The sequence below is a fragment of the Streptomyces sp. AA4 genome (assembly GCF_000158875.1).
Taxonomy (GTDB): domain Bacteria; phylum Actinomycetota; class Actinomycetes; order Mycobacteriales; family Pseudonocardiaceae; genus Amycolatopsis.
Window position 1 is genome coordinate 1,511,391 of sequence record NZ_GG657746.1, and the last position, 16,203, is coordinate 1,527,593.

General features: G+C 67.9%; 15 protein-coding genes. 2 read left to right on the top strand and 13 right to left on the bottom strand.

Going from position 1 to position 16,203, the window contains the following annotated elements:
- The first annotated feature begins 217 nt into the window (after positions 1 to 217).
- Positions 218 to 1,516, top strand: a complete 1,299-nt coding sequence (locus tag SSMG_RS07090; RefSeq protein ID WP_037712847.1) for a CdaR family transcriptional regulator — start codon at positions 218 to 220, stop codon at positions 1,514 to 1,516.
- 486 nt (positions 1,517 to 2,002) lie between these two features.
- On the opposite strand, the gene SSMG_RS07095 is transcribed toward SSMG_RS07090, so the two are convergent.
- Complete coding sequence (locus SSMG_RS07095; RefSeq protein WP_100266722.1) at positions 2,003 to 3,448, bottom strand: DUF6801 domain-containing protein; 1,446 nt, start codon at positions 3,446 to 3,448, stop codon at positions 2,003 to 2,005.
- Between the two features lie 282 nt (positions 3,449 to 3,730).
- Between SSMG_RS07095 and SSMG_RS07100 the strand changes: the two genes are divergently transcribed.
- A complete protein-coding gene (locus SSMG_RS07100; RefSeq protein ID WP_286156937.1) occupies positions 3,731 to 4,708 on the top strand; it encodes a hypothetical protein in 978 nt (325 codons plus the stop codon).
- A 324-nt stretch (positions 4,709 to 5,032) separates the two neighbouring features.
- Here SSMG_RS07100 and SSMG_RS07105 read toward each other — a convergent pair whose 3' ends face one another.
- The 12 genes from SSMG_RS07105 to SSMG_RS07160 form a co-directional block, all read right to left on the bottom strand.
- Positions 5,033 to 5,644 (bottom strand): DUF6801 domain-containing protein, encoded by a 612-nt coding sequence (locus SSMG_RS07105; protein ID WP_009074173.1) that lies wholly within the window; start codon positions 5,642 to 5,644, stop codon positions 5,033 to 5,035.
- Between the two features lie 331 nt (positions 5,645 to 5,975).
- Positions 5,976 to 6,611: a hypothetical protein gene (locus SSMG_RS07110; RefSeq protein ID WP_009074175.1), complete on the bottom strand. Its 636-nt coding sequence runs from the start codon at positions 6,609 to 6,611 to the stop codon at positions 5,976 to 5,978.
- A gap of 34 nt (positions 6,612 to 6,645) precedes the next feature.
- Positions 6,646 to 7,167, bottom strand: a complete 522-nt coding sequence (locus SSMG_RS07115) for a hypothetical protein (protein ID WP_199785826.1) — start codon at positions 7,165 to 7,167, stop codon at positions 6,646 to 6,648.
- A gap of 242 nt (positions 7,168 to 7,409) precedes the next feature.
- Positions 7,410 to 8,030 carry a hypothetical protein gene (locus SSMG_RS07120; protein WP_009074179.1) on the bottom strand — a complete coding sequence of 207 codons (621 nt, stop codon included), beginning with the start codon at positions 8,028 to 8,030 and terminating at the stop codon, positions 7,410 to 7,412.
- The gene (locus SSMG_RS07125; protein ID WP_009074181.1) at positions 8,009 to 9,214 is read right to left on the bottom strand and encodes an MCE family protein; all 1,206 of its coding nucleotides are present in this window, start codon (positions 9,212 to 9,214) and stop codon (positions 8,009 to 8,011) included. Before SSMG_RS07125 ends, SSMG_RS07120 begins: the two co-directional genes overlap by 22 nt.
- Positions 9,214 to 10,269 carry an MCE family protein gene (locus SSMG_RS07130; RefSeq protein WP_009074182.1) on the bottom strand — a complete coding sequence of 352 codons (1,056 nt, stop codon included), beginning with the start codon at positions 10,267 to 10,269 and terminating at the stop codon, positions 9,214 to 9,216. The genes SSMG_RS07125 and SSMG_RS07130 overlap by 1 nt, the downstream gene beginning before the upstream one ends.
- The gene (locus tag SSMG_RS07135) at positions 10,266 to 11,264 is read right to left on the bottom strand and encodes an MCE family protein (RefSeq protein ID WP_037712849.1); all 999 of its coding nucleotides are present in this window, start codon (positions 11,262 to 11,264) and stop codon (positions 10,266 to 10,268) included. Before SSMG_RS07135 ends, SSMG_RS07130 begins: the two co-directional genes overlap by 4 nt.
- The gene (locus tag SSMG_RS07140) at positions 11,261 to 12,244 is read right to left on the bottom strand and encodes an MCE family protein (protein ID WP_009074186.1); all 984 of its coding nucleotides are present in this window, start codon (positions 12,242 to 12,244) and stop codon (positions 11,261 to 11,263) included. The genes SSMG_RS07135 and SSMG_RS07140 overlap by 4 nt, the downstream gene beginning before the upstream one ends.
- Complete coding sequence (locus SSMG_RS07145; protein WP_037712850.1) at positions 12,241 to 13,242, bottom strand: MCE family protein; 1,002 nt, start codon at positions 13,240 to 13,242, stop codon at positions 12,241 to 12,243. Before SSMG_RS07145 ends, SSMG_RS07140 begins: the two co-directional genes overlap by 4 nt.
- Positions 13,239 to 14,480, bottom strand: coding sequence for an MCE family protein (locus tag SSMG_RS07150; protein ID WP_037712853.1), 1,242 nt, complete (start codon positions 14,478 to 14,480; stop codon positions 13,239 to 13,241). Before SSMG_RS07150 ends, SSMG_RS07145 begins: the two co-directional genes overlap by 4 nt.
- Positions 14,477 to 15,319 carry an ABC transporter permease gene (locus SSMG_RS07155; RefSeq protein WP_037712855.1) on the bottom strand — a complete coding sequence of 281 codons (843 nt, stop codon included), beginning with the start codon at positions 15,317 to 15,319 and terminating at the stop codon, positions 14,477 to 14,479. The genes SSMG_RS07150 and SSMG_RS07155 overlap by 4 nt, the downstream gene beginning before the upstream one ends.
- On the bottom strand, positions 15,319 to 16,092 hold the full coding sequence (locus SSMG_RS07160) for an ABC transporter permease (RefSeq protein ID WP_009074192.1): 774 nt from the start codon (positions 16,090 to 16,092) through the stop codon (positions 15,319 to 15,321). The genes SSMG_RS07155 and SSMG_RS07160 overlap by 1 nt, the downstream gene beginning before the upstream one ends.
- Positions 16,093 to 16,203: the final 111 nt, after the last annotated feature.

Below are 16,203 nucleotides of genomic sequence, written 5' to 3' on the forward strand. Positions count from 1 at the left end.
CGCACGGCGTGGCGCGCCTGGTGGTGTGTTGTCGCGATGTGCCCCTCTGATCTCGTGAACTTGTCACGAACGTGACAAGAAATCGGTTTCTTCGGCGAGGCGTGACACATTTGGCGTTGGTTTTTCGATGTGCCGGATGTCACCCCTCAATGGATGCGGGGGTCTCCGGGCGCGCCGCGGCGCGGTCGGGGAACCGGGGCGGAGCGAAGGAGCTGCGATGTCGGTGGAGCGGGGACTCGATCACGCTGTGCCGTCGGCTGCGCTGCCGCGCAAACTCGCCGAGATCCTGCGGCCCGAGCTGGCGAGCCTGTCCGCCGAGATCGTCGACGAGATCCGCGCGACGATTCCTGCCTACGCGCGGCCGCTCGACGGTCCGTACGGGAGATCGATCCGGGCGGGCGTCGAGTACGCGATCACGCTGTTCGTCGCGCAGATCGCCGATCCGCGGGCGTCGAAAGAGCAGTCGCACGAGGTGCACCATCGGCTCGGGCAGAACGAGATGCGGGAAGGGCGGAGTCTCGACACCCTGCAGTCGGCCTATCGGGTCGGCGCGCGCGTGTCGTGGCGCCGGATCATGCGCGTCGGGCGGCGGGCTGGCCTTTCGTCGGCGGTGATGTCGCAGCTGGCTGATGCGATGTTGGCGTTCATGGACGAATTGGCGTCGGTCGCGCTGGATGGCTATTTAGAGGCGAAAGCCCGGACGGCCGGCGCTTTGGACACTTGGCGGCGACGGCTGCTCGGCGTCCTGCTGGAGGTCCCGGCCGCTCCGCCGAAGGCGATCGCGGAACTGGCGCAACTCACCGGTTGGGCGGTGCCGGAGCAGGCGTCGCCGATTGCCGTCCAATCGCCACTGAACGGCAAAGCGCGCCGGCACGCGACGTTGGACTCGGACATCCTGGCCGAGCTGGACTCCGCCGAGCCGTGCATCGTCGTGCCTGGCGCGGTCAATGGTGCCCGATTGGCGACGCTTCAAGCGGCGCTGCCGAACTGCCGGCTGTCCGTGGGGCCGTGTGTGCCGCTGGCCTGCCTCGCCGATTCCCTGCGCTGGGCACGTCGGACCCTGGTTCTCGCCGATCGGGGGCGAATCCCTGGTGGGCGGGTGCTCCGCGCGGAGGATCACCTCGCGGCCTTGCTCGTGCATTCGGACGGTGCGCTGACCGAACTCCTCCGCACCCGGCTTTTCGCCCCCTTGGCGAACATGACCGACAAGCAGCAGGAGCGTCTGCTCGAAACGCTGCGCGCGTGGCTCGACAGTCAGGCGAACGTGGTCGAGATCGCCGAGCGCCTGCAAGTCCATCCGCAGACGGTGCGCTACCGCATGCGCCAATTGCAGGCAACGTTCGGCGAACTTCTGCGCGATCCGGCGGCGCGGTTCGAAATGGAACTGGTCCTGCGCGCGGCCGAGGACGACCGGCCGCGTCCGGGACTGTCCTGGCCCCCGCCACTCACCGGGGCGAACATGGTGCCCGCCAGTCGTCGGCCGAGTTCGCTCGAGGATTCGCGCAGTCGCCGTTGAGCGGCAAATGTTGGGGATCGGACTTGCGCCGCAGCGAACGCCGACGTTTGCGGTGCCAGGTGGGCGACGTCCCTGGTGTCAGCCGCCCTTCGGGCTGTTGCGAGATGGCCATGTCCGGAGGAAAGTAGGGTGCTTCGCACTCGGCGGGAGCGGTCGCCAGCCGAGCTCAGGTGAGTGAGCTGCTGAGCTGGCCCGAAATTTGTCGTGCCGGGACGATCGTCGGCGACGTTCTGCGTCGAGCCAGTGTTGCAAGCTTTGTCAGGTGGATGACTGTTCGGCTGTGCGCTCCTACTCTGCTCGATGAGGAGTCACCGGCGGCGGCACTGGGCCCGGTGCCGTGCGGTCGGTTTCGGAGCGGGGGCTAAGTAGTAGTTGCATCGTCCGAGGGCAGGGGCGGTTTGTGGTCGGAGACAGCGCCTTGGCCGCCGCCAAGAAAGGCATGTCTTTGGGCGCTAGCAAGGGTTGAACCGGGCATGGTGGTCGCATTCAGCGGGGGAACGGCGTGTCCGGGATCGGCGGGCACTTCGTGTGGTCCGGGAACTTGGTCGAGGCGCATTCGGCGAAGTTGACGTTGACGACCTTGGCTTGGTTGACGTTCGTCGTGGTCGAGGCCATGCCGGTGAGCAGCGGGCTGAGCGGTTCGGCGGTGCCGCAGTGGACGAAGGGCGGCAAGGCGAAACCGCGGTAGTCGGGGTCGGGCGAATTCGGGTCCGTGCTGAGGATGCCGCCTGTCGTGGCCTTGTATTTGCCGGACAGGTTGAGGGTGATCGGGGTGGCGGTGACGCAGTCCGAGCCGAGGTCCAGGGGGACGCCGTTGACCTTCGCGTTGCTCATCCGGGCCATGACCTGGATGTGCGTGGTCAGGAAGTCACCGGTGAGGACGAGCTTGCCGTTGAACTCGATCAGCTTGGTGTGGCGGTAGTCGACGGGCAGGAACTCGACGGTGGCGGTCACCGGCACGAAGCCGAAGCCGAGGAAGCTCGCGGTGGTCGGGCGGAAGCCGACAGTTCCGCTGATCGTGCTCGGGTCGTGCTGAACGTAATCCGGGGGGACCAGCAGGATCGTCCAGGTTCCGTTGAGCACGCCGGTCGGGGAGCTGGCGACGGTCGCGCCCAGGCGGTAGACCGAGGAAGTCGCCGAGACCTGGATGTAGTTGAGCGGGGTGATCAGCGGGAAGTCGGGGTCGCTCTTCGGCGAAACTGTGTTGGGCTGCGCTGCAGGCGGTGGCGGCGCGGGAGCGTTCGGCGTGTCTGGCCTCGGGACGGCAGTGGGCGCTCCGGTGGCGATGACCGACGCCAAGGTCGTGGTTTGGTCCGGGAGAAGGGCGCAGGCGACTGGGGCGGACTCGACGGTGCCGTCGGCAGCCGGTTTCACTGCGATGGTCGGGGCTCCGACGTCGAAACTGACCTTGCCGGGCACGGTGATCGCCTGCTCCGGGAGGTCCGCGGTCGCGGTGAGCCGGACGTCGCCGGTTGGCGGCAACGGTGTTTCGGCGATCGTGAACGGTGTCGGGACCGCGGTGCTTTTGCTGCCTTGACGCGCGGTCAGGTCGAGGGTCAGCCCGCCGCGGAGGCTGTCCGCGGGGGCGGGCGCCAGTTGGGTGGTGACGGCGCGCGGAAGCGTGAAAGTCGCGGTCAGGGAACTGAATTTCAGCCCGGAACCGACTTGAACCGTCGCGGGGACGGTCGCGGAGGTCGTGAGGGTGATCTGCTGGGGGCCAGCGGGGGCGGCGAACGGGCAATCGAGGACGAGGTCCTTGCTGACCTGTTGTTCGCCCGCCGACAATGGCGGCGGAGCGGTGGGGGTGGGCGTTTCGGTCGACGCGGAGCTGACGCCGGTGAGTGCGCCGGTGCCGATCGACAGGGCACCGAGGATTGCGAGGGCTGCGAAAGCCGGACGGCGACGGGCGGAGCGTCCGCGTGATTCGGGCATCGTGCGCCTCCTCGCCCGGCGGTCCGGAAAATGGGTTCCGAGTGAAGTTACCGGCGGGTTTCGCGGGTGCGCAAGCATTGGTGCGGGGCAGTGGATTTACCTTGGTGTGAAAGGGTTTTCTTATGTTTGCGGGCTAGTTTGGAGCGAGTTTTTCATCGGATTCTGACAAAGAATCCGCGCCTTAGCCGCAGGGGTCGCGAAGCTGGGAACATCGCTGCAGGACGTTCGGAGGAAGGAGCTGCGATGGCGGCCGGACACCGGCGATGGGGCAAGGTCGCGGCGGTGGTCGCCGCGGTCGTCGTGGGGGGCGCGGCGAGTTGTCCGGCCGTCGCGGGGAATTCGCTGCCGCCAAAAGCGGGGGAGTTGCCGCGAGAGGCGGGCAGTGCGGCTGGTGCGGCGAGCGTGCCGCAGTTGACGGCAGCCGGGGGCTTGTACGAGTGGGGGACCCGGGGCATGCCGTCGCCGGTGCCGCCGGCGCTTACCTCGGGTCTGTCCGTGGTGTCGGCAGGGGGACTGTTCGGGCTGGCGCTCAAGAACGGCGCCGTGCTCGCGTGGGGCGACAACAACTTCGGCGAAAGCGAGGTGCCCGCCGACCTGTCGTCCGGCACCGCCCAAATCGCCGCTGGTTGGACCCACGGGCTTGGCCTCAAGAACGGCAAAGTGTACGCGTGGGGGAACGACTGGTACGGCCAAACGGAACTCCCGGCATCGGTGTCCAGCGGGGTCATAGCGATCGCGACCAGTGCGGTGCACAATCTCGCGTTGTTGTCGAACGGCCAGGTGGTGAGCTGGGGCAGCCGGACGGACGTGCCGGACTTCGCGCAGTCCGGCGTAAGCGCGATCTCGGCGGGTGGCGACTACAGCTTGGTGTTGAAGAATGGTGCCGTGCTTGCGTGGGGTAGCAACACGTATGGGCAGACGACGGTTCCTGCGGCGGCGCAGTCCGGGGTGACGGCGATTTCGGCCGGATACGAGCACGCCCTCGCGCTGAAAAACGGCGGGGTAATCGCTTGGGGGCACGACAACGACGGCCAGACCGAGGTGCCCGCGGCGGCCAAGAGCGGGGTCGTCGCGATCGACGCGGGGTGGAACCACAATCTGGCGGTCAAGGCGGACGGGTCGCTGGTTGCTTGGGGCAATAATACTTACAGTCAGGCGACCGTGCCCAGGCCGCCGGTGTGCGGGCCGGTCACCGGGGCGTCGGCGGGTTATGAGTTCAATTTGGTGATCACTGATCGGTCGGTGCCTTGTCGGCATTGATGTTGCCGGTGTGCGGGCCGGTTGCTGGAGCGTCGGCGGGTTATGAGTTCATTCTGTGGTCACTGATCGGTCGGTGCCCTGTCGGCTTTGCTGCCGCCGGTTCTCGCGCCCGTCGTATTCCGGATTCGGGGATGCTGGAACCGGAATGCGGGTGTTGAGGTTCCCTTGTCGGGAAACGGAATTGTCACGGCATCGGTGTTCGCCGCGGTAGCCGGGCGATGGCTCGTGAGTGTCGACAGGGGCGTTTCGCCTGGCCGTACGCGAGAGTTCCTCGTGCACGACAACGGAGGGGCGGCAAGCAGCCGCCCCTCCGCCAGCCAGGAGTCAGGAAATGGTGCCCGACGGGCTGAAGCTGGTGCCCGACGGAGCGGTGCACGTCATGGTCCACGGGGTCCAGCTGTTGTCCGACGGCTTGTGGAATTCGAGCTGCGCGGTGAGCGTCGTGTCGAGGCCGAAGGTCACCGTGCCGGGGGCGCTCGGGGCGGTGTAGGTCGGGATCGACGACGTCGACGTCTGGGCGATGTTCACCGTGATCGGGCCGCCTGCCGGGTAGATCTGTTCCGGGATCTGCAGGCCGGAGGCGTCCGACGGGGAGAGCGAACCGTTGTCGACGGTGATCGGGACGTCGGCGGTGCCGCGGATTCCGTCGTACCCGGCGGCGGTGAGCAGCGCGTGGACCAGCGCGGTGATGGTCGCGGTGCCGGAAACGTTGGACGGCGTCGTGGTGCCGTTGACGGGGATCGTGTCCGGGCCGTCGAACTGAGCGGTGACCGCGACGTTCTGCGGCGGGATGGCCGGGAACGTGCAGCTGTAGTTCGCGGGGCCGGCCTGGTAGGTCGCGGTGGCGGCCGAGGCCGTTCCTGCGGTCAGGACCGCGATCGCGCCTACGGCGACGCCGGTCACCACGCCCGTGGACAGTCTGCTGAGCCGGGGCATACCATTCTCCTTAGATCGGACTGCAGTTTTCGCGGCGACCCTGCGCAGTGGGGACGGAGGTTTCCGCGGATTCCGTTCCGGACCAGGTTTTCGGGAACGGGGATCGGCTCGGTGGGCAATACCGGCCGCGAGCCCAAGGTTACCCGCGAGTTCAGTCGGCAACAACCCTGGTCCGCGTCTGTTTCGTCGGTTGGCGACTGGACCGATTCTTTTGTCATCGCCCGCTTAAACAGTATCGGCGTATCGTGAGATCCTGATAATGCGCCAGAATCCAGGTATGCGAAAACGGAGTGCCGGAACAGTTTCCGGCACTCCGTTTTCGCGTGGTTGATCAGTTCTTGGACGTCAAGGTCAGCGAGATCGTGTTGTCCGGTCCGGACACCAGTGCGCCGAGTGCGAGATCGGCGATGAAGCAGTTCTTGAAGTCGGGAATGGTGTAATTGCCGGTGAGCGTGATCGGCTTGGTGATGTCGACGTTCGCCGCGCTCAGGGTCAGGTCGATCGGCTTGACGGTCGTGCAGCTGCCGGGCACGGTCGGCACCGGGAAGATCGGCACGATCGGGCCCGCCCAGATGTCGCTGATCTCCATGTTCGCGGTCTCGTGGGTGGTCAGGGTGCCGCCCGCGAGGGTGCCGGTCGCGGGTGCGGTCGGGGTGACGGTGACCTTCGCCTTGATCTTGAATCCGCCGGCGAGCAGTGAAATGTGCGCCGTAGCCGGCGGCAATTGCAGATTGGCGTTGAGGCCGACGGCTCCGGTTTGATCGTCGACCAGGAGATTTCCGGCGAGACTTCCAGGGCCGAGGTCGAGGGTGCTGCCGGTCTTCTTGACGACCGTGCTGCCCGTGACCGAATAGGAGATCGGAATGGGTATTTCGGTGGCGGACGCGGGAACGGCGGAGGCGAGGCTGACCGCGGTCGCGGCGGCCGCTGCGACCGCGCCGGTTCGGGCGATCCGGGAAATGGGCATGACGGTACTCCTTCGGCGGTGAGGAAACAGAATTTCATCGGGGCGCGAGATCGGTGACGAACCATTTTCCGTCAATCCGCTCCGCAGTGACGGCCAGTTGCGCCGCGGCGGTCTCAGGAGTGGCGGAATTCCCTCTGGTGGCGGACTGGTCCAGGAATACGAGCAACTGTGCGTGGTCGGTGGTGAGCTGCTGTACGGCGGTGGCGGAGACGCGGGAGGTGAGGGTCAGTCGCTGGCTGGGGGCCATCGTGCGGACTTGGGCGAAGAGTTTTTCGTAGGAATCTCGGGCGTGGCCGCGGAGCAGGGTGGCCGCGGCGTTCTCGGTGACGTCGGTTTTGTCGTAGGTGTAGGAGAAGATCTTGTTGAGGGTGAGGCTGAGGGCGGAGGTGACTTCGGCGGTGGCGGGTTGATCGGTCAGCGCGTGGTTCGACGCGGCGGCGGACGCGCTGGTGGAGCGGGCTTCGACGGTGCACCAGACGCCGACGGTGGCGAGGAGGACGGTCAGGGCGAGGAGGAGCGCGGGGAGGCGGTAGGGATGGCCGGGAGTTGGCTCCATGCCGTCACGGTCCGGGGCGACGGGAGTTTGGGCGGGATCGGTGTCGGCGGTGGAGGTGGTTGTTGGTGGGTGTGAAGTTGAGTTGCCGGGCGAGGAAGTTGTCGGCGGGTGTGGAGCTGGGTCGGCGGGGGACGGGGTTGCTGGCGGTTCGGCCGCGAGGACGGGCGAGCGCGCGGACCCGGTCGCGGCGGCCACGGAATCGGCGGGCTGAGTGCCTGGGCGAGACCTGCGCAGGGAGAGCTTCACGACCCCGCCACCCCCAACTGCTCCAGGGTGCTGAGTTTCCAGCCGGAGGACGTGCGGGTCATCGTCGCTGCCAAGCGGGTGCGGCGGATCGGCTGTGTGGCCCCCTCTCCGGTGACGGTGATTTCCACCGACGCGAGGAGTTTCGCGGTACCGGCTTCGGCGTCCAGGTCGGAGAGTCCGGCGTCCAGGACACGGCCGGTGGTGGCGGAGCCGTCCGGTGGGACGGCGCTGGGCAGGGACGTCTGGAGAGCGCCCGTCGTCGCGGATTGCCAGTGGGCTAGGGCTTGGTCTCGGTGCTGGGGGTCGAAGGTGGTGACGGTGGCGATCAGGGCGCGGCCTGCGGTGACGGCCTCGTCTCTGGTCGCGCCCGCGGTGGAGAGAGCGGCGGCGTGCCACGACCAAGCTGACCAGGCGGCGAAAGCGGCTGCCGCGGTCAGGGCGATTCCGGCTGCCCATGTCAGGGTGCGGCGAGAAACGGTCGTGGTCGGGGAGGCGGAGGCAGGCGGAGAGTCAGTGAGCGGAGTAGTGGAGGCGACCCCCGAGGCATCAGACGCAGCGTCCGGGAGCGACGCGTCGCCGCTGGAAGGAGAAAGTCTCAGTTTCCCCGGCGTAGCCACAGCATCTCCTCCAGATCAGTCGAAGTCGGAAGCCCACCGGCCACCGCCGGAAGGCCGCCGGGGCGGGCGGGCTCCGGGACCCCGGGGTGCGGAGCGTGTTGGGAGCCGCGTACCGAGGACGGGTCTCCGGCGGGCAGGGTGCAGGCCGCGGAGGTGTTGAAGGGGAGCACCGGCAGTTCCGCGCTGCTCCGGATTTTCGTGCTCTCGTAACCTCTCCGGCACGGCGGCGGGTCGAAGAACGTCAGGGCCAGCGACAGCCGTCCGGTGTCGGGGGTGATGGAGGACGACGTCGCGGCCACCGTTTTCGGCAGGGTGACCAGCAGTTGCTCCAGGCCGTCGGTGCGGGCGCTGAAGACGTCCGCCGTCGTCAGGAGGTTGGCCATCAGGATGGGCAGGCCGGGGCTGTTGTCGCGCAGCAAGCCGGTCACTTGGGAAGCAGCCGGTGGGGCGGTGGCGATCAGCTGGCGCAGGTCCCCGTCCGAGGAAGCCAGTTGCGAGGCGAACAGGCGGGCGTCGCGGCTGAAATCGCGCCACGCCGTCGAGGACGCGGCTTGCGTTTTCAGCACCGTCGAGCCGTCGTCGAGGAGTTTTGTGGTCTGAGGCAGATGGGCGGACGCGGAGTCGGTGAAGGACCTCGCGGTGTCCATCAGCAACTGCAGGTCGGGGCCGCTGCCTTGCAGGGCGTTGTCCAGTTCGTTCACCACGGTGCGCAGGTCCTCGGTCGGCACCGAGGCGGTCAGGGCGTCGACATCGGACAGGAAGGTCTGCACCGGCAACGGCAGGGCAGTAGAGCTGCGCGGGAGGACGCTTCCGTCCTCCAGATACGGACCCTGGTCGCCGGACGGTTGCAGGTCGACATATTGCTCGCCGACGGCGGAGCGGTTCGCGACGATCGCGCGGGCGTTCGCAGGGATCTGCGGCGCGGAGGTGTCCAGCAGCAGATCCGCTTCCATGCCGTGTTCGGTGAGGCGTAGCTGGCCGATCCGCCCGACCGCCACGCCTCGATAGGTGACCTCGCCGTTGGTGAAGATCCCACCGCCTTCGGAGAGTTCCAGGTGCACGGTGTAGCTCCCGGCCCCGAAAAGGCGCGCGATTCCGGCGTATTTGGCGCCGACGAAGGAAGTCGCGGCCAGCGCGACTACCACGAACGCGATGACCTGGATCCGGATCCGCCTGGTGAGCATCAGCGGCCCCCGGACGACGGAGGCGAGAGCGTCGGCAGACCGGGCGGGACGCCTTGACCCGGTGGAGGCAGCGGGACCCCGGCACCGGGAGCGACCGTGGCGTAGACGTTCAGGTAGTCGCCCTTGATCGCGTCCAGCACCGGGTCGGTGAAGGGGAACGAGGGCAGGATTTCCAGCGCCTTGGGCAGGTTCTGCCCCGCATCGGCGAGGCGGTGCAGGATGGGCGCGAGCGCGCGCAGGTCGGCGGCCAGATCGTCGCGGCTCTTGTTCGTGACGTCGGTGGCCACTGTGGACAGTTGGTCCAGGGATTGCAGCATCGTCACCAGCTGTGGTCGCTGGTCGGTGAGGGTCTTCAACCCTGGCGTCAGGTCGGTGAGGGCGTCGGCGATCTGCCGGTTTCGGTCGGCCAGCGACGCCGACAGGTGGTTGAGCCCGTCCAGCGCGGCGGTGATGTCACGGCGGTGGGCGTCCAGGTTCGTCATCAGCTGGTTGACGCCGGACAGGAAGCCGCGGATCTCCTCCTCGTTGCCGTCCATGGCCTTGGCCAGTTCGCGGTTGATCGTCTGCAGCTGGCCGATGCCGCCGCCGTTGAGCAGCAGCGACAGCGCGCCGAAGATCTCCTCGAACTCCGGGTTCCGGTTGGTTCGCGACACCGGGATGACGGCTTTGTCGCCCAGCTGTCCGGAGGGGGACGCGACCGGCGCGGCGAGTTCCACGAACTTCTCGCCCAGCAGCGACGATTGCCGCAAGCGGGCGACGGCGTTCGCGGGCAGGTGGACGTCGCCGTTCACCGCCAAGACGGTCTCGGCGGTCCAGCCGTCGGCGCCCAGCCGGATCGATTGGACGCGGCCGACCGGGACGTCGTCGACCTTCACCGCGGCTTGCGGGACCAGGTCCAGGACGTCGGCGAACTGGACGGTGACCTCGTACGGGTGCGCACCGAGGTCCGCGCCGCCGGGAAGCGGCAGGTCGTAGACGCCGCGGAAGCCGCCGGGCGCCGCGCAGCCGGCCAGTGTGCTGACTGCCAAGGCCAGGAAAAGCCGTCGCGCCTTCATCGGCCGCCTCCCGTCACGGTCGCGTCCGTCGCCGGGAAGGGCAGGTAATCCAGCAGGTCGGCCCGGCCTTGCAGCCGTCCGGTTTCCGGATCGATCGCGTTCAGCACGTTCTGCGCGGCCAGCGGCGCGACGTCCAGCGTTTCGGCCAGCGACGCGCGCTGGTCGACCAGCGTCTGCGTCGTCTTGGCCAGTTTGTCTACATTGGACTTGATCGCCGCCCGGTTGTCCCGGATGAAGCCCTGGACCGAAGCCAGCGCGCTGCCGAGCGAGCGCAAAGCGTCGGACAGTTCGCCGCGGTTGGCCGCGAGGGTGGCCGACACCTTGGCCAGCTGCTGGTTCACGTCCGCGACCTGGCGGTCGTTCGTGGCGAGCATGGTGGTGAACTTCTGCAGCTCGTCGACCGTCCCGAACAGGTCTGACGAGTTGCCCGCGAGCGTGCGGGCGAGGCGGGCGAAGTCGCGGACGGAAGTGTTGAACGCCTTGCCGTTGCCGTCGAGGTTCGCCGCGCCGGTGCGGAGGAGATCGGACAGCGCGCCGTTCGCGTTCGCGCCGTTCGGGCCGAGCGCTTTGCTCAGCGTGTCCAGGCTCGAATACAGCTGGTCCAGCTCCACCGGCGTGCCCGTCCGGTCGGTGCCGATCACCGCGCCGTCGGCCAAACGCGGGCCGCCTCGGGCGAGTTTGCCCAGCTGGACATAGCGGTCGGCGACCACGCTCGGCGCGATGACCAGCGCGGTGGTGTCGGCGGCGACCGGGGTGTGCGGATCTACCGATAAGTCGACCCGGACCTGGCTGCCCTGCGGAAGCACCGCGGTGACTTCGCCGACCTTCACCCCGAGCACCCGGACGTCGGAGCCGCTGTAGACGCCGACGGCCCGCGAAAAGTACGCCGTGACGCGGTATCGGCCGGATCCGGAGAACACCCACCACATCACGCCGCAGAGCACCAAGGCCAGCACCAGCAGGAAGACGACGAAACGGTACGCGCGCGCGGTCATTTCGCGTCTCCCTTCGGCGGGGTGCACGGATCGCGGTTCTCCGGGAGGAGCCCGCACAGGTAGCTGTCGATCCAGCGGCCGTTGCCCGCGGTGTTGGTCAGCACGCGGAAGTACGGTCCGGCGAGTTTGAGGCTCTGCGCGAGATTCGCGTCCTGGCGCTGCAACAGGTCGGTCACCTGGTTGAGCTGCCGCAACGCTGGAGCGAGCTGCGCGGTGTTGTCCGCGACGAGCCCGGACAGCTGCTTCGCGAGCTGCTGGGTTCCGACGAGCAGCTGGTGGATCGCGTCGCGGCGGTGGTCCAGTTCGGTGAGCAGCAGGTCGCCGTCCTTGACGAGCTTCTCGAAGTCGTCGTTGGAGTTGGCGATGGTGGTGGTCAGTTTGCGCGCGTTGGCCAGCAGTTCGGCGATCTCGTTGTCGCGCGACGAGACCGTTTTCGACAGCGCGCTGAGCCCGTCGAGCGCGGTGCGGACGTGCTGCGGCGAGTTGCGGAAGGTGTCGCTGATCGTGGAGAAGCTGGTCGCGAGCTGCTTCGTGTCGATCGCGCCCGCGGTGTCGGCGAGCCCGTTGAACGCGTCGGTCACGTCGTACGGGGTCACCGTGCGGGCGCGCGGGATCGGCTGGTCGGGGTTCTGCTCGGCCCGGCCGGCCGGGTCGAGGGCGAGGAACTTCCGGCCCAGCAGCGTTTTGATCTTGATCTGCGCCGACGTCCGGTCGCCGATCCACGCGTGCTTGACCCGGAAGCTGACCAGCACGTGGTCGTCCGCCAGGTCCACTTCGGACACTTCGCCGACCTTGATCCCGGCGATCCGCACCTCGTCGTCCGCCTGCAGCCCGGCGGCCTCGGTGAATTCGGCCTGGTAGGTGGTGCCGCCGAGGAACGGCAGGCGATGGTAGTTCAGCGTGCCGGTGAGCACCGCGGCCAGCGCGACGCTGCCGACGACCCCCAGCACGAGCGGATTGCGCTCCCGGAACGACTTCATGCGCCACACCTCGCCGCGGTCGCCGCCACGCCGCGCGGCGGCGACGTTTCGAGGACGGCTTTGCACAGATAGAAGTTCATCCACGAGCCGTACGACCCGAGCGTGCCGATGCCGTTCATCTTCTTCGGCAGCGTGGTCAGTGCCTTGTCCACGTCAGCCTCCCCCTTGTTCAGGTTCCGGGTCAGCGCGTCGAGACCGGAGATGCTGTCCTTGAGCCCGGGCCGGATCTCGGTGAGCAACCCGCTGGTGGACTGAGTCAGCTCCGCCAGACCGGACACCGCGTCGCCGATCGCCGTGCGGTCCTCGGCGAGCCCGGACACGAGCTGGCGCAGGGTCGACACCAGCGTCGCGAGCGAATCTCCCTTGCCGTTCACGGTTTTCAGCACCGAGTTCAGGTTTCCGATGACCTCGCCGATGACCTGGTCGCGGCTGGCGAGCGTGCTGGTGAGCGACCCGGTGTGCTGCAGCAGTTCGGTCACCGTGCCGCCTTCTCCTTGCAGCACCTGGACAATCTCGCCGGACAGGTCGTTGACGTCCTTGGGCGAGAGTGCCTGGAAGAGCGGTTTGAAGCCGTTGAACAGGTCGGTCAGGTCGAGTGCCGGGGTCGTGCGGTCCAGCGGGATTTCGCCGCCCGGCGGCAATACCCCGGCGGCGCTGCGCGGGCGTTCGAGGGCGAGGTAGCGCTGGCCGACCATGTTGCGGTACTTGATCACCGCGGTCACGTTGGCGGGCACCGTACGGCCGTTCTCCAGCGAGAAGCTGACGTGCGCGCGGTTCTGGTCGACCACGTCGAGGCCTTCGATCTGCCCGACTTTGACCCCGGAAATCCGCACGTCATCGCCGACGTTCAACGCGGTGGCGTCGACGAAAGTGGCCCCGTAGCGCTGGCTTCCGCCGACCGAGCCGCCGGTGATCGACAACGCGAGAACGACCGTCGCGAGGACGGTGACCAGGATGAAGATCAGGCTTTTGACCAGGGGAGCGGCCAGGTTTCTCACTTCGCCGTCACCTCCGTTCCGCGGTACAGCGGGCCGACCAGCACGCTGCTCCACATCGGCACGTCAGCGGTCGAAACACCCAGCTGGGGCGCGAGCAGCGGGCCCAGGAACTGCTGCTCCTGCGGGGAATTCGCGATCCCGAGATCGCCGGTCGACGGCACGGGCGCCGGAGTTCCGGCGGTCGGCATCACGCCGCTCGGGTAACAGCGCGGGCCGGTCTTCTCGGGGTACGCCGGATCGTCCTTGCCCGGCACGTACTTCCCGCGCGACTTGGACACGGTGATCTCGACGTGCAGCCCAGGTTCGTTCGTTCCCGCACCGAGGACCTTGTCCATCGACGGTTTTAAGTCGGTGAGTGCCTGTAGAGTGCAGGGGAAACTGGGGGAGTATTTAGCGCCGATTTCGAGCGGACGGCGGCTGTCCGCGGACAACGCGATGAGGTTGTTCCGATTCTGCCGCAGGAACGTCGTGAGGTCCTGTGACGACGTGGTGACCTGCTGATACAGCGAGCCGAGGTCAGTGCGCTTCGCGGTGATCGTGCCGAGGGTGACCGACGAGGCGGTGAGCGCGTCGAGCAGATCGGGTGCGATGTCGCCGTACAGCTGGGTGACGGTGGCGAGGTCGCGCACGTTCTCGTCCAGCTGCGGCAGGTTCGGGTTGAACCGCCGCAGGTAGTCCGACGCGGTCGCCAACGTCTGGCCCAGCTGTGCGCCGCGGCCTTGCAGCGCCGTGGAAACCGCGGTCAGCGTGGTGGCCAGTTTCTGCGGCTGCACGGCTTTCAACACCGGGAGCAGGTTGTCGAAGACGCGCTCCAGCTCGATCGCGTTCGCCGACCGGTCCTGCGCGATCACGTCTCCGGCCCGCAGCGGCCGCTTCCGGTCGGTGTCCGGAATGGACAGTTGCACGTACCGCTCGCCGAACAGCGTCTTGGGCACGAGCAACGCGGACACGTTGACCGGCAGCCATTTCACCTGCTCCGGGTCCAGCGCCAGCGAGATCTCCGCACCGCCGCGGATCGCGTGCACGCCCCGGATCTCGCCGACCACGACGCCGCGCGCCTTCACCTGCCCGCCCGCGCGCAACTGGTTGCCGACGCGATCGGCCCGCAGCGTCACCGGGATCGTGGTGGTGAAGTCCTTGTGGTAGATCTTCACCGTGAGCAGCACGAACGCCGACAGCGCCGCCAGGAACAGCACCCCGGCGGTGCGGACTCCGGTCTTGCGCCAGCGCCGGTTCATCCGGCCACCTGCACCGTCGTTGTAGCGCCCCAAATCGCGAGGCTGAGGAAGAAGTCCAGCACGCTGATCGCGACGATCGCGGTCCGCACCGCGCGGCCCACCGCGACGCCGACGCCCGCCGGACCGCCGCTCGCGCGGAAGCCGTAATAGCAATGCGCGAGCACTACGACGACGCTGAAGATCAGCACTTTCCCGAACGACCAGAGCACGTCGCCCGGCGGCAGGAACAACAGGAAGTAATGGTCGTACGTGCCCGCTGATTGCCCGAAGCCCCACACCGTGACCTGCCGCGACGCGAGATACGAAGACAACAACCCGACCGCGTACAGCGGAATCACCGCGATGAACCCGGCGATCACCCGCGTGGTCACCAGATACGGCACGCTCGGGATGCCCATCACCTCGAGCGCGTCGATCTCCTCCGAGATCCGCATCGCGCCCAGTTGTGCGGTAAACCCGCAGCCGACCGTCGCGGACAACGCCAGGCCGGCTACCAACGGCGCGATCTCACGCGTGTTGAAGTACGCCGAAATGAACCCGGCGAACGCCGACGTGCCCACCTGGTTCAGCGCCGAATACCCTTGCAGCCCAACCACAGTCCCGGTCGCGACGGTCATCCCGACCATCACGCCGATGGTCCCGCCGATCACCGCCAGCGCACCACTGCCGAAGCTCACCTCGGCCAGCAGCCGGACGATCTCGCGCAGGTACCGGCGCACCGCGCGCGGCACCCAGCCGAGCGCGCGCAGGAAGAACAGGATCTGGTCGCCGAGAGTGTCGAGGAAGCCCAGCCTGCGGTCGATGGCTTCGAGCACGCGCGTCGGAGTCGGGGTGGCCATCAGCTTCCCTTCGGCGGCACGAGCTGGAGGTAGACCGTGGTGAGGATCAGGTTCAGCACGAACAGCAGCAGGAACGTGATCACGACGGACTGGTTCACCGCGTCGCCGACGCCCTTCGGCCCGCCGCGCGGGTTCAGCCCGCGATACGACGCGACGACCGCGGCGACGAACCCGAACAGCAGCGCCTTGATCTCGCTGATCCACAGATCCGGCAGCTGGGCCAGCGCGGAGAAGCTCGCCAGGTATGCGCCCGGCGTGCCGCCCTGCATGATCACGTTGAAAAAGTAACCGCCGAGCACGCCGACCACGCTGACCATGCCGTTGAGGAACACCGCCACGCCCATCGCGGCCAGCACCCGCGGCACGATCAGCCGCTGGATCGGCGAAACCCCGAGCACCTCCATCGCGTCGATCTCCTCGCGGATGGTGCGGGAGCCGAGATCGGCGCACATCGCGCTGCCGCCCGCGCCCGCGATCAGCAGCGCGGTCACGATCGGGCTGGCCTGCTGGATGATCGCCAGCACGCTCGCCGCGCCGGTGAACGACTGCGCGCCGATCTGCGTGGTCAGCGACCCGATGTGCAGCGCGATCACCGCGCCGAACGGGATCGACACCAGCGCGGTCGGCAGGATCGACACGCTCGCGATGAACCAGAACTGCTGCACGAGTTCGCGGAACTGGAACGGACGGCGGAACGTCAGCCGGACGACGTCGAGCCCCAGCGCGTAAAGCCGTCCGGTCTGGTGCAGTGCCGCGGCGCCGGGAAACGCCATCGCCCGACCTCCCCGCAATTTCCGGGCACGGCGGAATGCCCGCCGAACGTCCGTTCCGGGGCTGGTCCGAATGGCGGACCGGACCGGAACCGCGACGTGCGCGGGATTACC